This is a genomic window from Spirosoma lituiforme (genome assembly GCF_054776635.1).
In genome coordinates this window covers 1-25629 of sequence record NZ_BAAHBO010000018.1, presented here as the reverse complement: position 1 = coordinate 25629, position 25629 = coordinate 1, and the positions used below count along the sequence as shown (strand labels likewise).

Here is a 25629-nt window from a genome sequence, read left to right as displayed (position 1 = left end):
GATCCACTTGCTGAGTTGGCACGCCCTTTTGGGCTTGTTCAATGATGGCGAAGCTAGTGGCTCGTTGGGGTTGATAAGGGGTCTTTGCTGGCCCGCCTGGTTGAGTAAGGCGTCGCCTTGATGAAGCGGGTGAGGAACCTTGAGCAGGCGGCTGAGAGAGAGTAGCCATAAGAATAATTATTTACCAACAAAGGTAACTGCTTTTTTACAGTAAGTCAACTGTAAAAAAGCAGCATTGCTGGATGAATAGTCGTTCGAGTGAAGGATTCTCATTGAAACGAAAAAAGGCTGTGTATATCTGCTTCAAAAATCGGGCGTAGCTAGTAACTCTATTAGTGTATGAAACTGCGCATTAGTGACTGTTTTGCTCAATCTTTCCGATCCGGCAGTCCGACTTAACAGAATGAACACCTGTATACGGATAATTAGTACCTATCTTTTAGCTACTGTGTAGTTCGGGGGGAGTACCAATGGGGGAGCCGAATAGCATGCCGCCGTATTAGGTAGCCCCCTGCTAGCGCTGTTAGCAGCATCGAAAGAACGACAACGGGCCAAAACTGACCCATCGGCAGCAGGCGGGTGAAGGTTTCGGCCCAAAAACCCGCATACAGCCCCACCACCGACCAATTCATGAAATTGTAATGCCAATAAATCCAGTTGGGAATCCGCTTGCGCAGAAAGACGGGAAGCATTCCCCCAGCCAACCCCACTAAGCTCATGGCGGCTAGCCAATGAAAGGGACCGAATTTACCGGTTAAATGATACACTTGGAAAGCGGTCAGGTTCAAGGTAAGCATACTAACGATGTAGGCGTATCCTAATTGCTTGTGGAGCCACTCCCCTTTGGTATTCAGAAAAACAAGGCTACCGGTTAGGATGGCCAGTAAAGCCGCTAACAGATGAACCAAACCGGCAGTAGAGTGAAACATAAGGAGAAATGAGGGAATGAACTGATGCGACAAAAATAGGTCTTGGCATCGCTCTCTACCGGATTATTTAGGACTAACCTGGCTTATTGACATGTCAATGGGTCAATTTGTAGCGTGAACTTCGCTCGTGTTCCGCTTAGGCTGAGTTTTATTTACCAAATCCATCCTTTGTAATCAAACAATGTATTTTTTTGAACACGTTGAATTAATCTCAACAAACCCTCCCAGTTGAGACGATAGAGTGTTTATAATTCGGGCGTTTAATAAGATGAACTCAATTTGTGGTATGTCTCCTAATCGAAAGGTGGTTCTTTAGGCTAGAACGCTTGCTTTTCATTAAGTCAATCACTTCGCAACCAAAGTATTGTTTTCTGCATCTTGGCTTTACTAATTCACCAGATTTCAGCCATGATGAGGAAAACTGTCTACTTCTTGTTGGTCATTTACTGTGCCGCTTGTAGCACTACCCAACCCTTTAAAACCACCGATGGCAAAAAGCTACCCAATAGTATTGCCGAAATCCGACGACTAAAAATTAATGGCAGTAAACAGTTCCTCACCATACGGGGAGTAGATCGAGCGAAGCCTATCCTGTTGTGGTTGCATGGAGGACCCGGTAACGTAGCCATGCCCCTGTATATGCATCATAGTGCCGCCTTAGAAGAGCAGTTTGTAGTCGTCTACTGGGATCAACGGGGATCGGGAAAGTCGTATTCCCCGCGTATAGCACCAGCCAGTATGACACTAGATCAGTTTATCAGCGATACTCATGAATTGACTTCCTGGCTAAAGAAGCACTTCAATCAAGATAAACTATTTCTGGTGGGGCATTCGTGGGGCGGTTTTCTGGGCTTACACGTCATTAACAGGCACCCTACCGATTACGCGGCCTTTGTAGCGGTTTCCCCCATCACCGACGGCCCGCGTAGCGAACGGGTGTCCTATGAGTTCAGCCTTAATCAGGCTCAACAACGAGGGGATACCGCTGCTTTAAGCACCTTAAAGCAAATCGGACCACCGGTTCATGGAGTCTACAAAGGCGGATTTGAGGCTACCCTACAGGAACGAAACTTGGTGCAAAAATATGGGGGTGACTATCACCAGGACCTTGGGGGAACATTTTATCGAATCCTGTGGCGGTCCAAGGAATATAACTTGTTGGATTACCTGAAAATTAAGAAGATAGCTCGTTTAAATTCGCCGATGGATCATGCTATCTGGCCCACGATTGATTTGAAACGCCAAATCCCCATGGTCAACGTGCCGGTTTATTTTTGTTTAGGTCGTTATGACAATCACCTCCCTTCGCACGTGATAGCCGACTATGGCGCATCGTTGCAAGCGCCAGTGAAAGAAGTCATTTGGTTCGAAGAGTCGGCTCATTACCTCTGCTTTGAGGAACCCCAAAAGTTTCATGCCTTACTGCGAGAGAAGTTATTGGGGACTATCTCAGACACCGTAAGCACTTCGGTTAAAAAGTAAGCTATTGCTTATTTCGCTAAACGCTCCCACTTGAGAGGTATGAAAATCTCATACCCGTAAATAGGGTATTTAATGAAACAGATCATTAACGAGTAGCTAGCCACCTTTACTTAAACAGTCCTTCTATCAACTTGGTCATACTATACTACACATACGACCTTAAATACGACCCGGTGCGGCTGGCAGGGTGTTGCGCCACGGCTAGCGGAGGCCCCTGGGCCACTACCTGACCGCCTTCATCACCAGCGCCCGGGCCCATGTCGATGACCCAATCGCTGGCCACAACAACGCGCATGTTATGCTCGACCACAATAACCGTGTTGCCGCCTGCCACTAGCTTACGAAGCTGACCCAGCAGCTTGTCCACATCCGCCGGATGCAGGCCAGTGGTGGGTTCATCGAGGACGTAAAGTGTGGAGCCGTTGTTGGTGCGTTGCAACTCGGTAGCCAGCTTGATGCGCTGGGCTTCTCCGCCCGATAACTCGGTGGCGGGCTGTCCCAAACGCAGATACCCCAGCCCCACTTCGCCCAGCGCTGTTAGTGGACGCAGAACCATCGGTTCTTTCTCAAAAAAAGAGCGCGCTTCGTCGACCGTGAGGGATAGCACTTCAGCTATATTTTTGTGTCGGTATCGAACCTCCAGGGTCTGGTCATTGTAGCGGGCGCCTTGGCAAACCGGGCAGGGTTTATAAATGCTGGGCAGAAATAAGAGTTCAACCATCACAAAACCCTCCCCCTGACAGTGTGGACATCGGCCTTTAGCCACGTTGAATGAGAACTGACCAGCATCGTAGCCCCGCTTGTGGGCCATTGGCGTGGCGGCAAACAGTTTTCGGACCGCGTCAAAAAGGCCCGTATAGGTGGCCATGTTGGAGCGGGGAGTGCGGCCAATGGGCTGTTGATCCACCCGGACCAGACGCTTGATTCGCTCCAGGCCACTGGTGATTGTACCACCCGTAGGAAACGACCTTTCCTCTTCTAAAGAACCTGCTTCGTCCTCATCAATTAATGACTGCCCCAGATGAGCCGCCACGAGTTCGACCAGCACCTGACTAATCAGGCTGGACTTGCCCGAACCCGACACGCCGGTCACCGCCGTCAGCAGACCCAGGGGGATGGCCACATCCAGCGCCAGTAAATTATTCCGGCTTACCCCGACCAATTGAAGCCAGTTCAAAGGGGGAAGGGGTGATGCCCAGGAGCCTTTTTGCGAGCCAAACAAATAGGGTCGGGTCTGCGATGCGTTGATGGTAGCTAAACCTGCCGGTGGGCCGCTGTAGAGAATTTGCCCGCCTAGCTCACCGGCCCCCGGTCCGACATCGACCAGCCAATCAGCTTGCCGGATCACATCCAAATTATGTTCAACAACAAATAAGGAGTTACCCGCCTGTTTTAAGCCCGCTAGTGCCGAAAGCAACGCTTCTGTGTCTGATGGGTGCAAGCCGGCTGAGGGTTCATCCAGTACGTACACCACCCCAAATAGATTCGAGTAAAGCTGCGTGGCTAGGCGCAGCCGTTGCAGTTCACCTGGTGAGAGCGTCGTCGTGCTCCGTTCCAGGGACAAATATCCCAAACCTAATTGAAGTAACACCTGAAGGCGGGCCACCAGATCAGCGGTGATTCGGCGAATCACTTCCGCCCGCTCGGGCTGAGCTTCTTTCGGGTTATCGATATAGGGCTGGAGAAGCGTCGTTAGGCGCTTGAGAGGTAGTTCGGACAGGTTTGTGATCGTCAGGCCCGCAAAGGTGACGCTCAGCGATTCAGGCCGCAACCGTTTCCCCTGGCAGGTCGGGCAGCGGGTTTGAAGCATAAAGGCTAATACCCGCTTTTTCATCAACTGACTTTGGGTATTGGCGAAGGTATGCAGCACGTGCCGCCGGGCGCTGCTGAAAGTACCCATGTAATCGGGCAGCTCCTTTCGTTCAACGGCCCGCCGGGTTTGCTCGGGAGTGTAACCGGGATACACAGGAACAACGGGCTGCTCCTGGGTGAATAGAATCCAATCACGTTGCTTCCGGGGAAGCTCCTGCCAAGGTTTATCGACATCATAGCCCAGCGACACCAAAATGTCGCGCAAGTTCTGGCCGCCCCAGGCCTGTGGCCAGGCCGCCACCGCCCGCTGCCGAATGGTCAATGAGGAATCAGGGACCATCGATGCCTCGGTAACCTCGTAAACGCTGCCCAGCCCGTGACAGGTCGGACAGGCTCCTTCGGATGTATTTGCTGAAAAAGATTCCGCGTACAGGATACTCTGGCCTGGAGGATAGTCACCGGCCCGGGAATACAGCATCCGCACTAGGTTACTGAGCGTAGTGACGCTGCCTACCGACGAGCGGGTGGTTGGTGTACCGCGCTGCTGTTGTAAGGCAACGGCCGGAGGTAAGCCTTCGATGGCGTCGACTTCGGGAACCGCCATCTGGTTGAAGAGTCGCCGGGTGTAGGGGGATACCGACTCTAAATACCGGCGTTGCGCTTCGGCGTAAAGCGTACCGAAGGCCAGGGATGACTTTCCAGAACCGGAAATGCCCGTAAACACCACCAGTGCGTCCCGGGGAATGACCACGTCAATATTTTTAAGGTTGTGCTGCCGGGCCCCGCGCACGCGGACGAAGCCCTGATGGTCCTGTTCAGAAGGAGAGTTCACGTTGTTTGTAGGTGAGTTTTCCTTGGGTAACCGCAAATAGTTCGTCCTTGTTGAATGACGAATCAGGTTTTGATTCAGCTAATCAACCTACCATTAAGTGTTGCCTCAGGAAAACGGGCGTTTGGCTGAGGTGCGACTCCTCAAGTCGTGACCGTAACGGCAACGGCGGACCGTGATTTGTATCCTTTTTTTTAATCGCATCCAATGGATTTTTTATCGGTTGATTTAACGCAGTTAGCCCAATAACAAACTGGTGAGTAAAAAATCGTATTCGTTGGCTGGGTGTCAGACCTGACACGATCTCATCATTAAAACCGATAGCCCAAGGTCAGCCCAAAGCGGGGTGTAAACCCTTTCCGGCTCATCTGTTCCGGCAGGACTGCCTTCAGAGGGGGACTGCTGGTCGGTAGTTGATAGTGGAGGCCCAAAAACAAATCGACCACTACTCGCGGTGTACTTGTCTGCACACCAGCCATAGCGCCGGGCATCCACACGTAGAGCTGCTGGATAGCCCTGACTAACCCACCGCTCGGGTCTCGAATAATAGTACCCTGATTGTCGAACCGATAGTCGTCGAGCGTGAGCCCCGAATAGCGACCGTATACGCCAGCGTAAAAGCCAGTGGGGGACAAAGGGCGCCGATGGAAATAGTGCCGGTATTCCAACGTAACCCGCTTATAGTGAAACAATCTCGGCAAGGGGTTATTGGCGTTGTGATACTCAAATGTTTCCGAACCGAAACCTACACCACCCACCAGTGAAGCGCTTTTGGTCAGTATCCGTTCATAAAATACAGATACGTCACCGACAACGAGACTCAGAGGGTTAATTTTCAGGCTATTAGCTCGGGTGGCTGCAGAATCTGCCGTTGACTGGGCGTAAGCCGAACACAGGCTGATAGCACTAAGTAGAACAAACAAAGATAGTTTCATTATGAAATTTAGGTATCCGTCATGGCCTGTCACCAATAAACTGACAACTGCTATTTTTTGCTGCCGTTGCCTGTTCTGCCATTGCCAGCCTGAGGTCTTCGTACCAGTTGACAATATTACCAGTTTTTGAAAGTTGGGCAACATTAACCTTCTTTAATCTCAGCGCTATCCGTGGCGTGTGTTCAACCAGCGCCGACTGCGTACTGATGCGCGTTGAACGAGCAGGAATAAGTTTGGGGAAATACCTAATGCTAGTTGGTCGAAGGGGAGCCCGTCTGGAAATGGGCGGTCGTCTGTCCTCTTAACCATCTTACGGGGTGAATTAAAAAGGGAGGTAGTAATTCTGTGTTTCGGCTTCGGCTTAGCCGTCTAACGGCTAGGCCTGGTTACTGTAATTAAAAAAAGCGTTTTGTGCTCATATTCAGGTGCGATCGATACCGTGAGCGGCTATTGCATTAAGTTCAAAAGGTTAAATGACATCCATCTGGATACACTTGAAGCGGCTATCCGATATGAAATTGAGCAGACAAGTGAAAATTAAATGTCAATTCTCAATATCAAATAAGGTTCTATTAATGCTAGGGGGGCTTATCGGCCGATGGGTAAGGAAAAGTTAAATGCCTCTAACCCGCTAAGTTGTATAAAGTAGTTTATGGGCAAGAGGCACATTTAACAACATACAGCCTATTGGGGCACCCCAATAGGCTGTATGTTGTTAAATGTGCCAACTTTGTTCCTACTTAAGAGCCAGTTTACGGGCTATTTCAGCGGTGTGTCGGCCCTGAAAACGAGCCCCTTCTAACTCATTGGCGGTGGGTTGGCGTTCGCCTTGGCCACCCGCGACCGTGCTTGCGCCATAAGGTGTGCCGCCGGTTACCTCCGCATGACCCATTTGACCCTGCCAGGCGTAGGGTAAGCCTACTATCACAAAACCGTGGTGAAGCAGCTCGGTATGGAAGGCGCGAATGGTCTCCTCCTGACCCCCGTGCTGGGTGGCCGTGCTGACAAACGCTCCGCCTACCTTCCCAACTAAAGCCCCCGTGGCCCACAGGCTGCCCGTACTGTCCATAAAAGACTGCATTTGGCCACAGAGGTTACCATAACGCGTGGGGGTGCCAAATAGAATCGCATCATACTCAACCAGTTCCGCGGGTGTAACAATGGGCACATGAGCGAAAGCCTTTTGAGCTTGGGTAGCCCCCGTTTTGTCCAGCACCTCGGCGGGCAATGTTTCGGGTACGCGTTTAACGATTACCTCGTTATTCTCAAGTTGACGAGCTCCTTCGGCGATGGCTTCGGCCAGCGTCCACACGTGGCCATAGGTAGAGTAAAAAACGACAAGGGTTTTCATAAAAATGGTTTAAGATGATGCGCATGAACTCATGAGCCTCATCAACGTATTGTCGAATGGCGTTGTTTAAGCTAAGCGATAAGCGGTCATAGCAATCCCACTACATCGTTACCACTCGGTGGTTTGATAACTTCGCTTAGCCATAGTTTTCGTCAAACTTACCAGCTCTCCGATGCGTTACTTGTTGACCAGTTGCGATCGGCGTAAAGTTTTGCTTCTTAATAAACGATCCAACGTGAGAAGCGAACTCTGCAGGACTAGTGACAGATTTTACCCCCCACTACGGTACGAAACACCTAACGTGTTCGCTAGTGAAAGCCGTGATTACCTCACTAAGCACTGTTTGGACTGAGATCTACTATTTACTCGTTAGCCAAAAGCGGCCTACCGCAAGGGTCGAAAATTTACCCCCTCCAGCGGCCTGGCTCTTTTTGGTTTATGCCCCACTCCCGTAGTGATCGACGGTTGGCCCAAATACTATCGGTTAGCAAACAATATCGGTCCGCAAGCGGATTAGTAATTGAAACCAAGTCAGTATCCAATCCAAGTAAACCAGTCTCATTCATGCAACCTATTGATTATCCCCAAGCAGAAGCGCTTAAAAGTGACATACAGGAGTTCCCCGCCATCCAGGCGAAGATGACACCCGAACCTACCAGCGACCTGAACAACTACCAGGCAGCGGGTAAACTGAAAGGTAAAGTTGCCATCATTACCGGGGGTGATTCGGGTATTGGCCGGGCGGTGGCCATCGCCTTTGCTAAAGAAGGCGCAAACGTAGCGATTGCCTATCTGGCCGAAGAGGAAGTAGATGCTCAGGAAACCAAGCGGCTGGCTGAGCAGGTTGGCTCCACTTGCCTGACTATCCCAAGCGATGTACGAAGTAAAGCCAACTGTCAGGACATTGTCGATAAAACGGTGGCTCAGTTCGGGCAACTGGATATTCTGGTGAACAACGCGGCTTACCAGCACATCGTCGAAAACATTGAAGACATTACCGAAGAGCAACTGGTTCGCACGTTCCACACCAACATACTAGGATACTTCTTTATGGTACAAACCGCCATGCCGCATCTGAAAGAGGGTGCTTCGATCATCAACACAGGCAGCATTGTGGGTAAACAGGGCCAGCCTAAACTGGTTGATTATGCCTCAACGAAGGGCGCGATTCATGCCTTTACGATGTCGCTGGCCACCCAATTAGGCGAGAAAAAGATTCGGGTCAACGCGGTGTTACCCGGGCCGATCTACACGCCCTTCCTTCCGGGGGCGGGTATGGGTCCTGAAGGCGTGGCAGAAGCGGCCAGTAAAACCATTCTGCAGCGGCCCGGTCAGCCCGAAGAGCTGGCCCCTGCCTATGTCTTGCTGGCCTCCAGCGATGGGTCTTACATCACGGGAAGTTTGTTGGATGTCAATGGCGGAAATGCCTGATTAACAACATTTTGTAGAGGTATGAATAAGGGGATACTATGGTTTCCTCTTGTTCATGCCCCTTTCTTTATTGGGTCGGTTTTGAGCATCGATGACCAAGCCAAGGAGTATGTAGCCAACCGCATGCTGCGGATAGAGTTGGCCAGATATTACGAGCCAGTGTTTCAGTAAACGCTCTTTTAACCAAGCCACGCGGTCGCTAAACCGGCCACATTCATTGGCTCTTTTACTAGACCGCTTCACGCAGCAGGCCATCGGACGGTATCAATGTAGTTGGTATACAACACAAATTTACAGCCACCTCAGTTACCTGAGTTGTACGCAATAAATCTGCCACGATGCGCATCACTTACTTTGCTCCAATTACATGGGGCATTTTTTGGCTTGGCTGGGCCATTTGGGGATATATAACCCGCCGACGAGTGCCGGTACAACAGCAAACGGACACGAGTTGGTATCGACGAATCCATGTGGCACTCGTCGTGCTTTCCTTCATCCTGCTTCTAAATCCACTACCCATGGCGTTCAACAAACCTTTTTTAGGGTTGCCCCACTGGGTTCACTTAGTAGGCATGGGGTTGATGCTGATGGGCATGCTGTTGGGGGCCTGGGCCCGCCAGGTGCTGGCCGATAACTGGAGTGGGGCCATTCAGCAAGTCCAAAACCAGACCTTAGTGACTAGGGGTCCCTATCGTTACGTTCGTAATCCGATGTATACGGGTTTCCTCTCGGCCGCGTTCGGTACGACCCTGTATCAGCCCAGCTTATCAAGCTTGCTGGGCTTACTGGTCTTGTGTGGAACCTATGCAGTGAAAATAAGCCGGGAAGAACAGTTCTTAAGGCAAGTACTTGCTGGCTACGCTGCCTATAGTCAGCATACTTGGCGTCTGATTCCGTTCCTCTACTGAGTTGTAATTGGCGAGGGATACAGGGACAGGGATTGCCACAACTGAATTCCCCGATTGGAGACATCTACCAAGAAGATTTTTTAAGCGGGTTGGCTATTTTTTGTGCACACCTACTGTAACCCTGTGGAAAGCACACCATCTTAGTAAAGGCTCCCAAGTGAAACGAGGGGGCAGGCATCACGACCTTATCGACTGATTTTACCCAGATGGGCAAAACTAATTGAACAGCGAGCCATTTATACAATTGAAAATCCCCTGAAGTTAACCAGCAGGAAGTCTTTATGAAGTAGCGAGGGAGTTACGCCCAATGCATAGGCTACAACTAAGCTTTGACGGATTAAAAGGGGTGATTAATTTTCTAAATATAATCGCTTAAGCGCTGTCAATTAAACAACTGCCGGAATTCCAGCGGAGACAGATTCGTTTTTAACTTAAATAATTTGCTAAATGACTGCGGGTGTTCGAAACCCAACTGATACGCGATTTCGCCTACAGTCAGGTTGCTGATCGTCAATACTTCCTTGGCTTTCTCGATGAGTTTATGGTGAATGTACTGCTGCGTATTCTGTCCGGTGAGCGAGCGCAACAGGTCACTTAAATAGCGGGGCGAAACCTGTAATTCGTCCGAAAGAAACTGAACGCTTGGCAATCCGCTCAGCAAGGCAGTCTCCTTGGTAAAATAGCTCTCCAGTAGCCTATCTACCTTTTCCAGCAACGCACTATTGATCGGTTTACGGGTTCTAAACTGGCGTTGGTAGAATCGCTGACTGTAGTTTAACAGAAGCTCTAGTTGCGCGATCAATACATCCTGACTCAGATCGTCGATCGCTGTTTCCAGCTCGTCACCGATGTTCTTCGCCATAGCGGTAATAATCTTTTTTTCTTTATCCGAGAGGTGTAGCGATTCCGTGACTGAATACGAGAAAAAACCGTAGCTCTTGATCTTGGTAGCCAACGGATAGTTCCGTAAAAAATCGGGATGGACTAACAAGGTGAATCCTGAACTGGACTCTGCTGTTCGCAGACCGGTTAAGGGTTGACCGGGTGAAGTAAAAAACATACCGCCTTCATCAAAATCGTACGTCGTTTGCCCGTATCGCATTTTACAACCCGCCGATTCGTTGTAGGTAATGTTGTAGAAGTCCATAACGAAGGGAGGTGCCAGCATCTGCGGGGTAATTTGCACCTGGCCGTAGTCCAGCAGGCTGATCAGCGGATGCAGGGGCTTGGGTAAGCCAAAAGCCCGTTGCATATCGCTAATAGACTGGTAGATGCGCGGTTTTTGTTTATGATCTGCTTTCATAGTTCTATCCGGTTGATGCCGGTACACGCTGTTAACGCAATGTACCGGCATGCAATTCCTGACATGATCCTTAGGCGTCGGCAAGTATTTGTTTCAACCCTTCTCTAAACACCTCATCGCCTACGGCAAGACGTTGGGCATACAGGGCTTTTGCGTCTTCGCCACATACGTAGCGTAAGGTGGTTGTGCCATCCGTAGCGGCTCCATAGACCACTTCGGCAATTTGCCCGGCGGTAGACACGGCTTTGTCGGGCGTTATCATCGCCATAAATTTATTCATGATTGGTTGGTAAGCCGGGTGAGCCGCAAAAACGGACCGATCACCAATCTCGGTAGCCACCAGGCCAGGCTCGATGGTTTTAATACCAATGCCAAATTCATTCAATTCAAACGAGAGGCTTTCGCTCCAGCCTTCCAGGGCCCACTTGCTGGCATCGTACATGGAGCTGAGGGGAAAACCCATCAAACCAGCCGAAGACCCAGTGGTGATAAATAAGCCGGCTTTCCGCTCCCGGAAGTAGGGAATAAACGCCTGGGTTACCCGAACGACGCCCAGAAAATTGGTGTCCATCTGCCGAACGATCTCCTCGTCGCTGATGGCTTCCAGGGCACCCAGCACCGCATAACCGGCATTGTTGAACACCACATCGACAAGACCCAGCGCCAGCGCCTTTTGTACTGTTTCTTTAATCTGTTTCCTATCGGTAACATCCAGTGGAAGCAGCGTTACATTGTCTAGCTCGTTGAGTTCTTTTTCGTTTTCGGGTTTGCGCATGGTCGCGATCACATGCCAACCTTTAGCCGCAAACAGTTTTGCTGTTGCCTTACCTATTCCAGCCGAAGCGCCCGTAATAAAAATGGTCTTTGTCATCTCTTCTCGTCTATTTTCGAGTGACAAAGCTCCTACGCTAACGCTGACCGGCTGTAGTGAAAGTGGTGTATCTTGTAGTCAAAATGGTAAGGCGTATGTTTGTGTTTAACAAATATTAAAAAGCTAGTGTATCGTAAAATGCTCCCGTGTGCGATAAACGGGGTTCTAACGTCCATGAAATAGATCTCTTAATAAAATGCCTCTTCACGGGCTGTTCACTTACTTACAGTTTCATTTTTCTGTCAACCATAGTATAGCTTTGCCAGGGCAGTTAATAGTAAAGCCGGATCAATGCCCTTAGTTTGACCATCCGTCAGTATCCATAGCCAGCCAGTATATACCTGTCGTTCCTGATGAATATACTGGAATGGCCAATGAATGATCATTTATTAGCCATTCCAGTAAACACGTTCTCCAGTAGATCTGTTAAAGTCTCAACCAGTAGCGATGTCACGTACGCATTGATTGGCTTTATCTTTGGTTTCGTTATCAAACCCCGAAGCCTACTGATTGATCCATGGACTACCAGCCAATTTTTCGTCAACTTTACCAAGACTTTAACGCTCGACGGCATCAGGCTGTTCTTGCCCACATGCACCCGGATGTACAATGGCCAAAAGCGTTTGAAGGAGGGTATGTGCGTGGGTACGATGAAATAAGCGCCTACTGGACCCGACAATGGACGGAGATCAATCCGATTGTGACGCCCATTGACATCACTTTAGGTCAGCCGGGGACAATCGAGGTTAAGCTTCATCAACTCGTGACAGATTGGCAAGGCAAGGTGCTATTTGATGGCCTCGTCAAGCACGTTTACACCTTACAAGGTGAGTTGATAGAACGGATGGATATTGAATTAATCTGAAAGCACAGTTGATTGAACTCGTTGCGTATGCTACTTATGGCGTTTGAGAATTATAAGATGTAAACCTGGTATTCCAAATGGTATATTCTCAGTAAAGGCTTCTATTGGGGAATAGACAGCATGTATGTATCTGCTATGCACTCAGCTGTTTTAAGGTACGCGTGAGTTATCTACCTAATCAAGTAAACTTGGCGGCAACACTGCTTACCGAAAGGAGGCTCGAAAGGCCAATGGAGTTTGGGCGGTTTTGGCTTTGAAGAGCTTGCTAAACGAAGGCAGATGTTCGAAGCCTAACTCATAGGCAATCTCACTGATGCTTAACTCGGTAGTCGACAGCTTTTCTTTCGCCCGCTCAATCAGTTTATCATGAATATGCTGCTGGGCCGTTTGACCCGTGATCACTTTGAGCATACTGCTCAAGTATTTGGGCGATACATGTAAGGCCTCGGCCAAGTAGCCCACCGTAGGCAAGCCGTTGGCCCGTAGATCCCGTTGGCTAAACGAATCGCTCAACTCGCGTTCCATCCGTTCCAGAAGCTGATGATTGGCCTTCTCCCGGGTGATAAACTGCCGATGGTAAAATCGATCAGCATAGTTCAGTAGCGTTTCCAGGTGTGAGAGGATAATGCGCTTACTAAAGGTATCCAGGTTGGTACGACACTCGTGCTGAATCGTTTGAAGGATCGTAGCCAATACGGCCTCTTCCGCTTCGGAGAGAAATAAGGCTTCGTGCACCGAGTAGTCCCAGAAATCGTAGTGGCTGATCGTGTTGGCCAAGGGGGTGTTCCACAGAAAATCGGGGTGGATTAGTAGCATCCACCCCGATTGTTTGAGTTGTACCGCGTCCGGATCTAGGGAAAGACTCATCACCTGGTTAGGTGCCACGAAGGACAAAATACCCTCATCATAATCAAAAGTCTGCTGACCGTATTTGACCTTGATTTGCTGAACATTAGCGACGTGTTTGAGGCCTATTGCATAGAAATCGTAGCACCAAGACGCCGGTTCACTCAGCCTGGAGCGCTCAACTGAATCCAGCCTGAAGACGCTGATCAGCGGATGACCAGGTTTGGGCAGTTGGCGGAATCGGAGCAACTCGCTAATGGTCTTAAAGCGTTTCATCGACTCAGTCTTCATTTGTTATGTCCGGCACGAGCTCGCCCCGTACGTTTTGATTTGCTTCTGCCCTCATTCATGAGTTGTGTGAGCCCGCCCGTCCAGGGAGGAAGCATACATTTCATCCATTCATCAGCTTTATACCACTGGCACAGTACCCCCATCGATCAAATAGTTAGCGCCGGTCAAGTAGGATGCGGCTGGTGAAACAAGATAATGAACCAGCGAAGCGACTTCCTCGGGTTCTGCCATTCGACCCATTGGGATGCCGCCAGCTTGCGTGGCCATTCGTTGAAAGGCTTCCTCAGCACTTAAGCCGGAAGTGGCTGCAAAATTCTGGATGAGTTGCTGCATCAGGGGCGTGTTGGTCGCCCCTGGGGATACGGTCAGCACGCGTATGCCTTTGGGGGCAAGTTCATTTGACAGGGCTTTGCTATACGCATTTAGCCCCGCTTTTGAGACGGCATATGCCAAATTGTGATACCACACGGGCTTTAAACCAGCCACCGACGAAACGTGAATAATTACCCCGCTTTTTTTCTGGATCATGTTCGGTAACAGCACTCGATCCAGCCGAATGGCAGTCAACAAGTTAAATTGCAACTCGCTCTCCCAGTGTTGGTCCGTTAAGCTACCAAATCCCCCACCGGGCGCAGTCACTCCGCCAACATTGTTGATCAGCATATCAAGGCCCCCAAACGTTTCGTTGATGGTTTGGGCCAGCTTGTCTACCTGTTGAGGCTGGATGATATCGGCTTCAATAAAATGATGGGCCAAATTGGTCTCCCCGGGGTGATGACGGGCTGTAATGATAACCTGGGCTCCTGCTTGACTTAACTTATCCGCAATAGCTTTGCCAATGCCTTTGGTACCGCCCGTTACCAAAGCCGTTTTACCGGCCAGATCCTGGTACTGATATTGGTTGCTTTCCATCTGATTCATAAGTCTGCATAAATTGGTTCAAACGTTGTGCTCAATCCTATTTATAACTGAGTGTTTGTTTGAGCAAAGGTGGGCCTGGCTGTCGAAACGGATTTAGCCAAATTTCGGATTAGTTTAGTCAAAACTCACCTTGGCATCCTCATGTGAGGATGGTAGGCAGTGGATCAGAAGAATTCAATCGGCTAGTTAGTCGTTACGACGGAATGGTAAGCTCTTTTAGGCGTAAAGTTGTTCTGTCATCTCAAAAAAGGCTCCGAATTCAATAACGGTAACCCTCTTTTACCGAATACCCCCAAGTAGGGTGGGTAAGTTCGCTCTTTTCTTGATCAGTTTTACGCCTGATCCGGCAAAACATCCCCTCTAAACGATCGGTTAGGCTCCTGATCAGTTACCTGCTTTTTATGACCGCTACTAATCCATTTCAACGCTACGACGAAACCGACGACCGGCAATTTTACGGGCAGCCCCGCCTGGTCAACCACATCGACGAGGCCGCCGTCCGGGCCACCACCAACTTATATGCGGAGTATTTGCCCGCTGGCGGCAACATTCTCGATCTAATGAGCAGTTGGGTAAGCCACCTGCCGACCAACATACCCTACGGACGCGTGGCCGGACTGGGCATGAACGAGGTCGAGTTGAAGGCCAACCCACAACTCACCGAGTACGTGGTACAGAACCTGAACCAAATACCCAGCCTCTGCTACGGCGATAATACCTTCGACGGTGGCATGGTCACCGTGTCGGTGCAGTATCTGACGCAGCCGGTGATTGTTTACCGGGAGCTGGCGCGCGTGCTGCGGCCCGGCAGTCCGTTCCTGACCGTGTTCTCCAATCGCATGTTTCCGACCAAGGCCGTTGCCATCTGGCAATCGCTCGATGATCTGGGCCATCAGCAGTTGGTCCGTTCGTATTACGAGCAAACCGGCCTGTTCGACCAACTTGAGGTCCTTGATCGTAGCCCACGTGGCTGGAGTGATCCGCTATTTGCGGTGGTAGGCTGGGTTAAAAATGAGCCTGGCTCAACCGATGATTCATACGGTATTAGTTCGATAAGCAACTAAGGGGGAGTGCTCCCATTCATACGAAATGGTTCACCAACAGTAATTTGTATAGCTGGTCAATATGTTATGAGGTCAAGTAAGAAAACGCTCTTTATAAACACACTAGATTTTAGATTCAGCTCCCTTGCTTATTACCCCCAAGACATTACTGCGTATATTGGTCCCATCATGGAAAACTCAAGCCCGATCCTGCGCTACCTGTCAACGGCTTACCGAGAGCAGACGCCCGTTATGGCTAACACCAATGCGTGCGTGAGCCATCTAACCATTATCTCGGAAGATCCCCTGTTGTTTGAGGTCGAATTGTCCATCGGCGCGGATCAGGTGCGGACATACGCCATCCAGCAACTATCGACCGAGTCGATCGACAATCCTCTCTATCAAGTCGCCCCGGTGCATCAGGGCGCACCGGGGTCTTTCTCTAAACTATCTGAGTCGGACTTGTATTATATGATTAGCGGCAAATCGTTGACCGACGAAGAGTAACAGGTTACCTTCGACAAGCCGTGGCTTAGATGGCTGGCTTTCAACCCGCAGTGCATCTGAAAAGCAGCTAATCATTCAGGAAATTAATAATTTCTGTCCTAATCTCGCAAATCGCTGGTTTTAATTTCTGTCCAACTTAATGCGTATGCTACGCATTTGGATCCGCTGAATTATTCGTAAAGTGAAATTGTTCCTCTTAGCAAAGGCAAAATTGCCTATTTTTGTGCTGACGCTGAAAGTAAGCATCCGATGAAACGAACTGCATCACTATCACCCGAAAGTCTTTTGCTGAGAGATGTGCCTGGCCACATCAATGACAGCGAAATCCTCTCCTTGCTGTATACCAGGGAGGTCAACTGGCAACATGTCAATGCTATTAAGACCTTAACTGACTTTAACGATACCATCATTTCAGACTGGCTTAATGTGAGCGTTAAAACCTTCCGTGAATACAAAAAGCCCCCAACGACCTTCAAGGAAAACGTCAAGGAACAAGTCCTGTTACTGTTAGCCCTTATCAAGCACGGCATTCAGGTATTTGAGACGGTAAAAGAATTCGACCAGTGGCTAAACCGGTCCAACTTTTATTTTGACAACAAGAGCCCCAATGCCTATCTAAACACGATCACCGGGATAAAATTTGTCGATGATCGGTTGACGGCCATGGAATACGGAGATAACGTTTAGGGATGGAAGTATTTCGAATTAGTAAGGACGTTCATGCACAAAGCTTACGTTCATCAGGCAGTGCCAATCGGTGGAATACGAAAGGCCAGCACGTTATTTATACCGGTGCCTCGCGTTCCTTGTCCTCTCTGGAACTAGTAGTTCACCGGGGAGCCATTCAGCCTACCTCCTCTTATAAGGTGATGGTAATCTCCATCGCCGATGATGATTACCTAATGCGGACAGTTCAACTTAAAGAGCTTCCTACCAACTGGCGAACTCTGGCGGGTTATGCTACTTTACAAACCATTGGGTCTAACTGGTACACCAGCCAGGAAAGTCTGATCTTGAAGGTTCCTTCAGCGATCATTATCTACGAGTACAATTACATTATCAATACTGAACATCCAGACTTTAGTCAGTCTGTTCAGTTGGTTAGAACCGAGGACTATTTTTGGGATTCCCGGCTTCTTTAAGGGCTGATGGAGGATTCTAACGGTAAATCAAAATAGTACCCTAAAATCCACTATTAAGAGACGAAGCAAGCTTCATATATCTGCTTCAGAAATGGGGCGTTAAATTGGACGGCTTGTTTTAATAACTGTCAACCCCAGTTAGTAGCATACGCTTTTAAAAACTCTCGATTCAGATTACACTGAATTATAAGCAAGTGATATTTACGCAGGGCTGCAACACGATAGCCGCCTGAGCCGTCTGCCGTCCAGCTACAATCTGCCATTACGACCCTCCGCGGCTACGGTACTAAACTATAAATACAACCCATCAAGGACAGTGGGTGGGCTTGTGCGCATCATAGCTTATAAAGAAGTTAATCCACGTCAGGCGCGCCACCTGGAAGACTACCATCGGTGTCAACACGATCAGAAACATGATCAACAGGAGTTGAAAAGTAGCTCATTTCTGATTCCACCATCGTTTAAAAGGCCACAAACAACTAACGATTAGAGCCGTATAATAAGCGTAACTGATATTGGTGTACAGAACGCCGGTGTAATAGCCCGGCTCTCGCTCAAAGCCTTCACTACAACAGTTACATTACGGATTCACCTGATCTAATCGCTTAAGATTGTTGCGTTGTTAACAGCAAAAAAGCTTCCCTGCTGACACCGGGAATATGTAGTGAAGACGATGCTGTATAGTTTGGTGCCTTTACCCATGGTATTGGTCGGTATCAGACGTGAATTAAGATACCATTTCTGAGCTACCAACCTGGATGGATCGTGTTCTCGGATGATCTGGTTGCAAGGCATTTTGTTTACCCAAGTGAGCCAATTGGGTATTGCCGGGATTGACTCAGGGCTTGGTCTGGAAAATTCAGAGGGGTTGATTAGTGGATTTGGCAACATTTTAATTATCACTGGTGCTCATCTGAATTCTAGCCAACTCCTTCGTGAAAAGAAAATTAGGGTGACCACCGTGCGGCTCGTCGTTACCGCGAACCGGCGGCTAGCGGTTATGACGTGATTGGTTTAGCGCGAAACAAACTGTCATCGATGGTAAAATGAGATGATCAGTTTCATCGAAATCGCTACCGTAAAGTTCACATCACTAGAGTCAGAAACATACACCTGATGACTGGTAATAAACAACCGCGATATAACCTGCTTTATTGGTAACAAAGGCGTCCCTCTACCTGCTACCAGGTATATGTTTCGGATAAAGCATGGGTTATTTTTGCCTCAGCAGTACACTTAGCTGAAGGTGAGTTGCTGCCGCCCATCCCGTTATTTTTCCCTGCAAGCATCAAACCCCATAGTTTCTTCTAGCTGTCGTGAGCAGCGACGAGTTCTCACTTGCTAACCGGCTTAAACAACAGAAGGCCAGAACATGAACCAAGACGACAGGGTAAATGAAGGCCAGCCAAACGAATATCGGCCACCTGCTGGCTAGTGCTAAACGTGGGATTCCGGTGCCTTGCCGCAGCGGAGGAGCCCATAGCCTTTTTGGCTACTACTGGTTCTGTTTTCCCGTTCTTTGGTTCACTAATTGCCCAACACCCCACCCACCGGATGCCGATCTCTTTCCTAACCCACTTACGGCTTAATCAGCCGCTAAAATGACACTCGAAACGCTACCATCAATCCCGGCTAGTAACTGCCAAACCCAGTTGAAAACGTATTTGGTCACTAACGCCTTACGCGTATCCATTGATCGATCAACCGCTGAAACGCCTGGTTCTGACCTCCCCTATCAGCTCCTGATCAGCCTGGAGCAAATCACAGGACTGGCTTACACCGCCGTAAGTCACTACACAGATCCTAACGAACGTGATCTGCTTTTCGAAACGTTCGATCAGGCCCAGGCCCAGAAATTCTACCAGGATAACCGGTACTCGCTGAACCTGTTAATGGATGAGTTCTAACTGATTGGTGCGCTAATGGATGCCCCCGATCAATTGCCCCGGGTAATTGTCGATGATATGAACCAATAAGTTAATTAGGTTTATCTTTACACGCTATGGACGTTTCTTTTTGGAAGCATCATCCGGTGGCTGATCAGCACGGTCGTCAGCTAGCCCAACGGACGATCGCTTTTCAGCACCAGTTTGATTTTGGTTACATCAAGTTGACCCCAGCCGGTAGTTGGCTAGCGGTATGCTATGGACTTGACGATGCCTGGCGGGGAGATGCCCTGGGCCGTCGGGAGATTGTTCAACCGTTGATTACCAAACCACAGGACTGGGGCACGTTGGCTGATTTCAAGACCAGCGTACCCCGTATGCTGGAAGAACAACTATTGGCCGCTCAACTTACCCGAGCGGCCTTCCCCCATCAGCCGATCTATGCCACCGTCTTTAGCCCGGTATCACAGGCCATTCAACTGGCTGGCGTAGACCAATTTACCCGGCACTGGCTTGATTTTCCGGAGTTGGTATCGGTTGGCTTGGCGAAGCTGACTGACAACTTGTGTTTTGTTCTGGAAGAGTTCAGTCGTCAATCCATCCAGGAGCTTTACTACGTCATCCAACATGCCCGGACCGACGGCCTGCCACCAAGTATGCATGGTCCGTTAAGCGACTTGACTGACCAGCCTTGCCTGCTGGAGGCCAACCGACTGTTCAAGGATGTAATCGTTCACCTGCACGGACAGGGCGTTTACAATCCCCTGAGCGTAGTATCCTCCAAGGCTCGTTTTCATTATGGAACGACTACCCCTGAAGGAGCTTCATCCGTAAACCTTCCCGAAAGTCAAGCTCACTTACCGGGCCTTTCCACAGCCATTTTGGCTGCCTGTCAGGACGTAGAGCAGGCTCACCAGATTTTAACGCACTACTATTCCCCGTCGTCGGCTAGCGGTGGTGGTCATTTAATGGGCGAATGTGTGCTGCCTCTTTCTTTTCCCGATCATCAGATTAATGTATGGAAGCAAGCTGCCCGCCATTCGGGTCTCCTCCAGCCTTAGACCATAACGGTCCTGAAACGATTCAATTTGATGCGTTTACTATTCAGGATCTGGAGACGGACATTTATACTCTTTTTGAGCGACGAGCCAGTCATCAACCCAACCGAATCGCATTAGTGGATGGTGGCGTTGAGCTTACCTATTGTCAGCTGCTGGAACAAACCCGACAGATTGCCCAGGCTTTACGGGCACGACAGCTTGCGGTCGGTGTGCCAATTGGTTTATGGATGGATAAGTCAGTCGGAGCAATAGCTACGTTACTAGCGATACTGGCAGAGGGACATCCGTATGTGCCGCTTGACCTGGCAGTGCCTGCCCAGCGTAATGAGTCGATGCTCACACACGCGGGTGTTAATTTGTTGATCGGCTATAGGTCGGATTTGCAATCGGCTCCGGCGAGTATCCCGCAACTGGCACTCGAACAGACCCATGCCAATGGTGATACCGTTGTTTATCAGGCGGCAGCGAGCGTCAATGATATCGCTTATATTCTGTACACATCCGGAACGACCGGGCAGCCCAAAGGCGTCTATCAACACCAGCGGGGCGTTCTACATGATGTATTTCAGTACGTCCACTCGATTCATCTGGGAGCCGATGATCGTCATTCGCTCCTGTATTCTTTATCGGTAATCGGGTCTATTCGAGACGTGTTGGGTACTTTACTAACCGGGGGCAGTGTTCACCTATACCACCCGATCCGGCAGGGACTACCGGGCCTGGCTCAATTCATTCAAGATCAACAAATTACGATCTATCATTCATTACCCCTGTTGTTCCGAGGGTTTCTGAGTGTAGCCCGTGGTGCTTATTTTTCCAGCGTCCGCCTTGTTTATCTGGCGGGCGATCGGATCTACCGGGCTGACGTAGCGTTATACCGATCGAGCTTTCCATCGACGGCCCGACTCTATATTGGCATTGGATCGACGGAGAATGCAACGATCTATCGGCAGTGGTTCATCGATCATCAAACGCCCCTGACCGATGAACTCATTCCGGTCGGATACGCCGTTCCAGACCGGTTTATGCGCTTAGTGGATTCGACGGGCACCGAAGTAGAGCGGGGTAAAATTGGCGAAATCGTGGTGACCAGTGCTTTTTTATCATTGGGTTACTGGCGGGATGATGAACGAACCAGCCACTCGTTTACGACCCAGGGATCACTGCGTACCTTCCGAACGGGTGATCTGGGTCGATTACGGCCTGATGGACTTCTGGAGTTTATTGGTCGACAGGATCGACAATTAAAGCTATCGGGCTACCGGGTTGAACCCGCCGAAGTCGAAGCCGTCTTATTGCGTGCCCCAGGGGTTCTCCAGACCGCTGTACTGCTGCGATCACAACCCACGCAAACCTGTTTAGTGGCTTATGTGGTAGTCGAGTATGGGGCTATTATGGAGCAGGTGCGTCAGTTTGCGACCGAGCATCTCCCCACGCACATGATCCCTGTCGAGTGGGAGATTATTGAGGCATTGCCCCGCTTACCCAATCTCAAAATAGATTTTAACGCCCTTATCGACATTGACACTACTCGCTGTCGCCAACGGGAAAGCAAGACTCAAACCAATTTGAGCCAGATCGAGCAGGCGCTACGAGCGGCCTGGTGCCGGTCAGCCTCCGTGGATTCGTATGATCAGGATGCTAGCTGGCGACAGGGCGGGGGATCTTCGTACAACGCCTTGCTGCTGCTGGTTGACCTGGAAGGCTATTGTCAACGCGAATTACCAACGGCCTGGTTTCACGTCGACATGCGACCCACTCAGCTACTGGCCAAACTAACTGCCGCCCCGGACTCACCACGGCTAAATGCCCGGAAGTCATCCCTTTCGTTTGCGGTTTTTCGCCCCATATACGGAATGCGGGAGGGTAGCTACCGCTTGATTCAAGCGCTAAGAAAGATTGGTCGTGTCCACCTTATTCACTATCCGGACCTGGTCAGTCAGCCATTAGATACGCTATTTAGCACGTTATCGACCGATACCTTTCTGGACTTTATTAAACCTCAGTTTGATCACCTGCCAACGGAGGTTCATCTGGTTGGCATTTGTAGTGGCTGCACCATTGCTCACGAAGTTGTTCACTGGCGGGAAACTCAGGGCCGGGTCGGCGGACAACTTATTTATGTCGATCATCCACCCGCAGGTGAAGACCTCCGCTGGCGTACACTAGGGACTGAAGTCTGGCAGCAACGGTCGTTGCGCCTAATGCGGTTGATTCGCAAATTATCTCCCTCCATCTATCGCTTTCTTTACGCTAAGTACATAGTACTAACTCAACGGGACCGAGCCGAAGCGGCCACTCGCCTACTAACCCTGGTGACGCGTCCGTCGCATGTGAAGCAACCAGTTTTTTTAATTCAGTGTGCTGATACGAGTGCCTACTTTCACCATCAAGAGTCATGGTCTCAGTATGTCAGTGAACTACGAACCGCTGAACTGGCTTGTGAACACGGTCAGATGTTTCAAGAGGGTAGCCATTTTGATCAGTTAATAGCCATTTTGCATGAAGCCTTATTGGGGCCAGAAAAAGTATAGTTTATAGAAAGCGTATGCGAGTGATTAGATTGATCAGATATTAAAAATAACCGTCTCCTTAAACGCTCCCGAATGAGACTGACGAAGTAACTTTATCTTGCTGCTTCCTAAACGGCTGACCACATTTACATAACCACTGGTTGCCCAACGAATGGCTTTCGTGTGTGCTCTCCAGATCAATGAATTCTCCCCATATTATTGTCGTTGGAACCGGTATTGTGGGCACGAGCATCGCTTACCACTTAGCGCGTAAAAAGGCGCGGGTTACTTTAGTTGATCAAGCCCCCAACCCCGCTGGTGGCGTGACCCAACAATCGTTCGGCTGGATCACCGTGTCCCCGGAGGCACCCGATCACTATCTGGCCCTCAGACAGCAGGCCATGGCTGATTGGCACCGCCTAGAAAAAGAACTGAAAGGTCAGCTAAACGTAAACTGGTCGGGTGCGTTGAGATGGTGGCAAGACCCCATCGATACCGAGCGGATGGCTCGTAGGCTGACTAAGGCTGGCTATCCGGTGCAGCTGGTTGATCACCGATAAGTAAGCCTTTTAGAGCATAATCTGAAGTACCCACCTTCGCTGGCCGTATATACCCAACACGAAGGAGCGATCGATGCTAAGGTAACCACCGACTTGCTGACTCGAGCCATCCGTCAAACAGGTACAGTCATCCACTTGAATAATCCGGTGCTGTCAGTGATGACGGAGGGATCTCGGATCATCGGCGTGGTTACGTCCACGGGTCATCTACGGGCTGATCGAGTCGTCTTAGCCACTGGTGTTGCCACGAGTGCGTTGTGTCAGTGCTTGGGTGTTAGCTTACCCATCAGCGTATCACCGGCGACGTTGCTGACGTTTGCGCATTCCAGTCCATTTGTGAACCGGATTGTGTCAAGTCCCTGGATGGAAATCCGGCCGGCTTCCTCTCGCCTAACCCTGGCGGCTGAAGAGAGCGTTGAGGAGCCCACCACAGCTGATTTACAAGCCTTGGCCCAGAGCAGTCTGGAAAAAATAAAGTACCACTGGCGAGATGCAGCGTCCATTAAGCTACAGCGAGTTGTGGTTGGTCAACGAGCCATTCCTGAGGATGGTTTACCTATTATTGGGCGAATAGCCCAACTGGATGGTCTGTACATCGTGGTCATGCATGCCGGGGTGACTCTGGCGAGTGTAGTGGGCCGACTAGCGAGTGGCGAGCTATTGAGTGATGAGGAAGATGCTCTACTGTCCCCCTACCGGCCTACAAGATTTTATGGATAGGACGATATAGATTGCAGAACGGTTGAGCAACGCATTAGTTGAGCCAGAGCATAACTAACTCTTCACCATTAATCTCATAAATGGCTCCCACTTGAGACATGTAACATTCTCATGTACGTAATTCGGGCGTTAAATGAAGCCCTGATTTTTAAGAAAAATAAACCTCTCAAACCCCTACTTTATAACTCATGCTGGCCACGAAAGTGTTTTCATTGCCGTGCTTTGAACATGAAGGATTGATCCGTCTACCCGGTTCAAGATGCCCTATATACAACTGATTAGTGACCGGATTAGCTATTTTTTGGGATTTATTCTGAACAACCCAGCGCCTAAATCGTAGCCAGCGGATTGAGCCGTAGGGTGCAGATAGTTGCTAGGGATGCCCATCGGGGTGACCTGGTTCAGGACAACTTTTCCCGTTTTCCGAATACCCCTTTCTTGGTGAGTACCAGGGCGCTGGTAAGGGGTTGGCCCTTGACCACTATCATAAACGCCCATGTAATGGACGTTGCCCGTAATTACCGAGTTGCTAAACGTAAATAAAGGATGATTTTCGCTTTTCGAGCTTAAAAAGAAGTAGTCACTGCCGGTAATGATATTATTCCGAAAGACAAAGGGGGCGTCTGCTTCTTTCTTATACCCATACCAGATCGCCGACTCGTAGGCCCCGTCGATAATAGAGTGGGTGAGCGAAAAGCCTTTGGCCGAATAGAAGAGTAGCAGTGCATTCTTACAGTGGTAAAAGATACAATGATCTACCTGAACCGTGTTGGCCCCCTCCATATAGACAGCACCTTGGATGGGGGCCCAGTTACGCTCGCCGATAAATAAGCACTGTGATACGGTTAAGTCCTTTAAGTTGGCGCTGTCACGTTCGATGGGATAGTAGTACTCAACCGACGGATTAGCATTGCCTACAAACTTTACGCCTCGAATCGACACCCTGTTGCGTAGAATTTCCAGCCCAGCACAGTGCTCAAAATAGGTCTTTAAGTTGTTGGCAGAAATGGACTGAATAACGGGCATACTGGCCGGTTTCCAGGCCGGGTCATCGGGCATGACGAGCGCTTCCAAGGTGAAACGAGTCGTATCAGCCCGCTGAGAGGGCTGAATCTTGATGAGTTGGGAGAGAACATACAGGCCGGGTGCTAATTTAATGGTGATATCCCCTTCCCCCGAAAGACGGTAGCTTAATTGAACTGCTTTATGCAAGCTGGCCACTGGCTGGCTCACGGAACCCGTAGCCTGATCATCACCCTTCAGAGCGTCCACATAGATCACCTGGGCCCAAAGCGCGTGCCCCAGGCAGACCAACAAAAGGGTAATCCAACCGATACCTTTCTTCGTATTCCTGCCGATCAATCGTATAAGACTGCTTTGCGTAAGCTGTACCGTTATCATGCGGATAATATTTGAGTAGACA

20 protein-coding genes and 1 pseudogene are annotated in these 25629 nt (G+C 49.7%); 12 read left to right on the top strand and 9 right to left on the bottom strand.

The window, feature by feature from the left end; genetic code table 11:
- Positions 1-443: 443 nt before the first annotated feature.
- A complete protein-coding gene (locus ACYU87_RS26910; protein WP_461137105.1) occupies positions 444-929 on the bottom strand; it encodes a DUF2306 domain-containing protein in 486 nt (161 codons plus the stop codon).
- Positions 930-1337: 408 nt separating this feature from the next.
- Here ACYU87_RS26910 and ACYU87_RS26905 point away from each other — a divergent pair, with 408 nt between their 5' ends.
- The gene (locus ACYU87_RS26905) at positions 1338-2411 is read left to right on the top strand and encodes an alpha/beta hydrolase (protein WP_461137104.1); all 1074 of its coding nucleotides are present in this window, start codon (positions 1338-1340) and stop codon (positions 2409-2411) included.
- A 145-nt stretch (positions 2412-2556) separates the two neighbouring features.
- On the opposite strand, the gene uvrA is transcribed toward ACYU87_RS26905, so the two are convergent.
- The 3 genes from uvrA to wrbA form a co-directional block, all read right to left on the bottom strand.
- Entirely contained in the window at positions 2557-5055 is a 2499-nt protein-coding gene (gene uvrA, locus ACYU87_RS26900) for an excinuclease ABC subunit UvrA (RefSeq protein ID WP_461137103.1), read from the bottom strand.
- Between the two features lie 308 nt (positions 5056-5363).
- Positions 5364-5987 carry a hypothetical protein gene (locus ACYU87_RS26895; protein WP_461137102.1) on the bottom strand — a complete coding sequence of 208 codons (624 nt, stop codon included), beginning with the start codon at positions 5985-5987 and terminating at the stop codon, positions 5364-5366.
- Positions 5988-6723: 736 nt separating this feature from the next.
- Positions 6724-7338: an NAD(P)H:quinone oxidoreductase gene (gene wrbA, locus ACYU87_RS26890; RefSeq protein ID WP_461137101.1), complete on the bottom strand. Its 615-nt coding sequence runs from the start codon at positions 7336-7338 to the stop codon at positions 6724-6726.
- A gap of 564 nt (positions 7339-7902) precedes the next feature.
- Here wrbA and ACYU87_RS26885 point away from each other — a divergent pair.
- Both ACYU87_RS26885 and ACYU87_RS26880 read left to right on the top strand, forming a co-directional pair.
- On the top strand, positions 7903-8769 hold the full coding sequence (locus ACYU87_RS26885) for an SDR family oxidoreductase (RefSeq protein ID WP_461137100.1): 867 nt from the start codon (positions 7903-7905) through the stop codon (positions 8767-8769).
- Positions 8770-9107: 338 nt separating this feature from the next.
- Positions 9108-9677: a methyltransferase family protein gene (locus ACYU87_RS26880; RefSeq protein ID WP_461137099.1), complete on the top strand. Its 570-nt coding sequence runs from the start codon at positions 9108-9110 to the stop codon at positions 9675-9677.
- A gap of 382 nt (positions 9678-10059) precedes the next feature.
- Here the strand turns inward: ACYU87_RS26880 and ACYU87_RS26875 are convergent, their stop codons facing one another.
- Together ACYU87_RS26875 and ACYU87_RS26870 are read right to left on the bottom strand one after the other, a co-directional pair.
- Positions 10060-10980 (bottom strand): helix-turn-helix domain-containing protein, encoded by a 921-nt coding sequence (locus ACYU87_RS26875; RefSeq protein ID WP_461137098.1) that lies wholly within the window; start codon positions 10978-10980, stop codon positions 10060-10062.
- Positions 10981-11050: 70 nt separating this feature from the next.
- On the bottom strand, positions 11051-11851 hold the full coding sequence (locus tag ACYU87_RS26870; protein ID WP_461137097.1) for an SDR family oxidoreductase: 801 nt from the start codon (positions 11849-11851) through the stop codon (positions 11051-11053).
- A gap of 517 nt (positions 11852-12368) precedes the next feature.
- Between ACYU87_RS26870 and ACYU87_RS26865 the strand changes: the two genes are divergently transcribed.
- Positions 12369-12716, top strand: a complete 348-nt coding sequence (locus ACYU87_RS26865; protein ID WP_461137096.1) for a nuclear transport factor 2 family protein — start codon at positions 12369-12371, stop codon at positions 12714-12716.
- Between the two features lie 204 nt (positions 12717-12920).
- Here the strand turns inward: ACYU87_RS26865 and ACYU87_RS26860 are convergent, their stop codons facing one another.
- Both ACYU87_RS26860 and ACYU87_RS26855 read right to left on the bottom strand, forming a co-directional pair.
- Positions 12921-13838 (bottom strand): helix-turn-helix domain-containing protein, encoded by a 918-nt coding sequence (locus ACYU87_RS26860; RefSeq protein ID WP_461137095.1) that lies wholly within the window; start codon positions 13836-13838, stop codon positions 12921-12923.
- Positions 13839-13970: 132 nt separating this feature from the next.
- On the bottom strand, positions 13971-14765 hold the full coding sequence (locus tag ACYU87_RS26855) for an SDR family oxidoreductase (protein WP_461137094.1): 795 nt from the start codon (positions 14763-14765) through the stop codon (positions 13971-13973).
- 410 nt (positions 14766-15175) lie between these two features.
- On the opposite strand from ACYU87_RS26855, the gene ACYU87_RS26850 reads away from it, so the two are divergent.
- From ACYU87_RS26850 to ACYU87_RS26815, 8 genes and pseudogenes are all read left to right on the top strand, one after another.
- Positions 15176-15838 (top strand): methyltransferase domain-containing protein, encoded by a 663-nt coding sequence (locus ACYU87_RS26850; RefSeq protein WP_461137093.1) that lies wholly within the window; start codon positions 15176-15178, stop codon positions 15836-15838.
- A gap of 168 nt (positions 15839-16006) precedes the next feature.
- Entirely contained in the window at positions 16007-16324 is a 318-nt protein-coding gene (locus tag ACYU87_RS26845; RefSeq protein WP_461137092.1) for a hypothetical protein, read from the top strand.
- Between the two features lie 249 nt (positions 16325-16573).
- Positions 16574-17011 (top strand): antitoxin Xre/MbcA/ParS toxin-binding domain-containing protein, encoded by a 438-nt coding sequence (locus ACYU87_RS26840; RefSeq protein ID WP_461137091.1) that lies wholly within the window; start codon positions 16574-16576, stop codon positions 17009-17011.
- 2 nt (positions 17012-17013) lie between these two features.
- Complete coding sequence (locus ACYU87_RS26835; protein WP_461137090.1) at positions 17014-17466, top strand: RES family NAD+ phosphorylase; 453 nt, start codon at positions 17014-17016, stop codon at positions 17464-17466.
- Between the two features lie 1601 nt (positions 17467-19067).
- The gene (locus ACYU87_RS26830; protein WP_461137089.1) at positions 19068-19373 is read left to right on the top strand and encodes a hypothetical protein; all 306 of its coding nucleotides are present in this window, start codon (positions 19068-19070) and stop codon (positions 19371-19373) included.
- A gap of 95 nt (positions 19374-19468) precedes the next feature.
- Positions 19469-20413: a hypothetical protein gene (locus ACYU87_RS26825; protein WP_461137088.1), complete on the top strand. Its 945-nt coding sequence runs from the start codon at positions 19469-19471 to the stop codon at positions 20411-20413.
- Positions 20371-22947, top strand: coding sequence for an amino acid adenylation domain-containing protein (locus ACYU87_RS26820; protein ID WP_461137087.1), 2577 nt, complete (start codon positions 20371-20373; stop codon positions 22945-22947). Before ACYU87_RS26825 ends, ACYU87_RS26820 begins: the two co-directional genes overlap by 43 nt.
- A 179-nt stretch (positions 22948-23126) precedes the next feature.
- Positions 23127-24206 (top strand): annotated as a pseudogene (locus ACYU87_RS26815) (NAD(P)/FAD-dependent oxidoreductase).
- A 294-nt stretch (positions 24207-24500) separates the two neighbouring features.
- Here the strand turns inward: ACYU87_RS26815 and ACYU87_RS26810 are convergent.
- The coding region (locus ACYU87_RS26810) for a right-handed parallel beta-helix repeat-containing protein (RefSeq protein ID WP_461137086.1) at positions 24501-25629 on the bottom strand (1129 nt) is incomplete at its 5' end.

Excerpts from the sequence above, each read along its gene's own strand:
- ACYU87_RS26910 (WP_461137105.1), bottom strand. The coding sequence starts at position 929 with ATGTTTCACTCTACTGCCGGTTTGGTTCATCTGTTAGCGGCTTTACTG.
- ACYU87_RS26905 (WP_461137104.1), top strand. The coding sequence starts at position 1,338 with ATGATGAGGAAAACTGTCTACTTCTTGTTGGTCATTTACTGTGCCGCT.
- ACYU87_RS26895 (WP_461137102.1), bottom strand. The coding sequence starts at position 5,987 with ATGAAACTATCTTTGTTTGTTCTACTTAGTGCTATCAGCCTGTGTTCG.
- wrbA (WP_461137101.1), bottom strand. The coding sequence starts at position 7,338 with ATGAAAACCCTTGTCGTTTTTTACTCTACCTATGGCCACGTGTGGACG.
- ACYU87_RS26885 (WP_461137100.1), top strand. The coding sequence starts at position 7,903 with ATGCAACCTATTGATTATCCCCAAGCAGAAGCGCTTAAAAGTGACATA.
- ACYU87_RS26880 (WP_461137099.1), top strand. The coding sequence starts at position 9,108 with ATGCGCATCACTTACTTTGCTCCAATTACATGGGGCATTTTTTGGCTT.
- ACYU87_RS26875 (WP_461137098.1), bottom strand. The coding sequence starts at position 10,980 with ATGAAAGCAGATCATAAACAAAAACCGCGCATCTACCAGTCTATTAGC.
- ACYU87_RS26870 (WP_461137097.1), bottom strand. The coding sequence starts at position 11,851 with ATGACAAAGACCATTTTTATTACGGGCGCTTCGGCTGGAATAGGTAAG.
- ACYU87_RS26865 (WP_461137096.1), top strand. The coding sequence starts at position 12,369 with ATGGACTACCAGCCAATTTTTCGTCAACTTTACCAAGACTTTAACGCT.
- ACYU87_RS26860 (WP_461137095.1), bottom strand. The coding sequence starts at position 13,838 with ATGAAACGCTTTAAGACCATTAGCGAGTTGCTCCGATTCCGCCAACTG.
- ACYU87_RS26855 (WP_461137094.1), bottom strand. The coding sequence starts at position 14,765 with ATGGAAAGCAACCAATATCAGTACCAGGATCTGGCCGGTAAAACGGCT.
- ACYU87_RS26850 (WP_461137093.1), top strand. The coding sequence starts at position 15,176 with ATGACCGCTACTAATCCATTTCAACGCTACGACGAAACCGACGACCGG.
- ACYU87_RS26845 (WP_461137092.1), top strand. The coding sequence starts at position 16,007 with ATGGAAAACTCAAGCCCGATCCTGCGCTACCTGTCAACGGCTTACCGA.
- ACYU87_RS26840 (WP_461137091.1), top strand. The coding sequence starts at position 16,574 with ATGAAACGAACTGCATCACTATCACCCGAAAGTCTTTTGCTGAGAGAT.
- ACYU87_RS26835 (WP_461137090.1), top strand. The coding sequence starts at position 17,014 with ATGGAAGTATTTCGAATTAGTAAGGACGTTCATGCACAAAGCTTACGT.
- ACYU87_RS26830 (WP_461137089.1), top strand. The coding sequence starts at position 19,068 with ATGACACTCGAAACGCTACCATCAATCCCGGCTAGTAACTGCCAAACC.
- ACYU87_RS26825 (WP_461137088.1), top strand. The coding sequence starts at position 19,469 with ATGGACGTTTCTTTTTGGAAGCATCATCCGGTGGCTGATCAGCACGGT.
- ACYU87_RS26820 (WP_461137087.1), top strand. The coding sequence starts at position 20,371 with ATGGAAGCAAGCTGCCCGCCATTCGGGTCTCCTCCAGCCTTAGACCAT.